The following is a 1,493-nucleotide window of genomic DNA, read 5'->3' as shown; positions in this document are numbered from 1 at the left end:
GCAGGGAGAACAGCCCGAAGAAGCCGGGCGTGTGTCCGCCGGCCGAAGCCATGAACCAGCCGGACAGCGGGATGATGACCAGCAGCGCGATCAGTGCCCACTGCATCAGTGTTGCGAGCCGGCCGGGGAAGTCGGCGTCCCGCGGCGGGCGTTTACGGTTGGTGGTCCGCCAGAGCACCCGGAGGATGCCGAGCCCGAGCACGCCCACACCGAGGCTGACGTGGAATCCCATCAGGGTGTGTTCGGTGGACTCCGGGAGGTAACCCGCGAACCAGCCGATGGCAAGCATCAACACGATGGCTGCGGCGGTAAGCCAGTGGAGCCAGCGGGTGACCGTGCCGTAATCAAACGGTGTGTCGCGCAGTTGCATTGGAAGAACTCCTTGGTCGTGTCGGTTCACTCGCAATGGTGCGATGCGATAGTGGGCGGAATATGAAGATACCGGGGAGTCGGCGTGGTTGTGCTTGCGTCGTGCGTCCCGCGCGGGATACTTGGCGCACGCAACGTGGCCTGCCATGACGGAGGTCAAGTCGAGAGGGTGGGCAGAAATTGATGAGACGACCGGGCATCACCGCGAAGCTGTTTCTCGCCATTCTGGGCGTCACGCTGTGCGTGGTCGTGCTCATGACCTTTGCGGTACAGATGACCTTTCGCAGCGATTTCCTCGACTACGTGCGAGAGCGCGAGGGCGAGCGTATCGACATGCTGGCGTCGGTGCTCGCCGATTATTATCGCGAGGCCGGCGACTGGCACGATCTGTCCGAAGACGGGCACTGGCGGCGCCTGCTCCGGGAGGCGCTGTGGCGCCAGCGAGAGGCGGAGGCCCATCACCGCGAGCGCGACGACGGCGAGGACCACGACGAACACCGGGAGCGGGATCACGGGGACGACGATGGCCGCGATGACCGCCACCGCGAGCGCGACGATGATGGCCACGGCGGGTCCCGGCGTGCGGTTGCCGGTCCTCCCGGGGACGTGCCGTCCATGCAGGGCCCGGTCCGTTTCGGCCCGGCCCTGCTGAATGCGGAGCGGCAGCACATTGCCGGGCCTAAGGCGGTGCCGGGTCAGTCGGAGTCGCGGCCGGTCATGGTGGATGGCGTAACCGTGGGCTGGCTTGTCTATCGCCCCCCGGGGCGTATCACCGACCATCTGGCCCTGCGTTTCCAGGAGAAACAGTTCGACGCCGCCTGGATGACCGCGCTGGTCGTGGTCGTGCTGGCCACAGTGGTGAGCCTGCTGCTCGCCCGTGGCTTTCTGGCACCGGTGCGCCGGCTGGCGGGCGCGACCCGGGCGCTCACCGCCGGGCGGTTCGACACACGGGTGGACGAGCCCCGCCGCGACGAGCTCGGCCAGCTGGCCAACGACTTCAACCGCCTGGCCGAGACCCTGGAGCGCAACGAGCGCCTGCGCCGCGCATTCATGGCGGATATCTCCCATGAGCTGCGCACGCCACTGTCGGTGCTGCGGGCCGAGCTGGAGGCCATGGAGGACGG

General features: G+C 67.5%; 2 protein-coding genes. One reads left to right on the top strand and one right to left on the bottom strand.

Annotated elements, in window-relative coordinates; genetic code table 11:
* On the bottom strand, nucleotides 1-370 hold a 370-nt coding region (locus G7A99_RS11530), incomplete at its 3' end, for a cytochrome b (RefSeq protein WP_205599820.1).
* Nucleotides 371-552: 182 nt separating this feature from the next.
* Between G7A99_RS11530 and G7A99_RS24890 the strand changes: the two genes are divergently transcribed.
* On the top strand, nucleotides 553-1,493 hold a 941-nt coding region (locus G7A99_RS24890), incomplete at its 3' end, for a HAMP domain-containing protein (protein WP_205599819.1).

It is taken from the genome of Arhodomonas sp. KWT, assembly GCF_010993615.1.
Note: the sequence above shows the minus strand (reverse complement) of the source record. Positions and strands in the feature narration are given on the sequence as shown.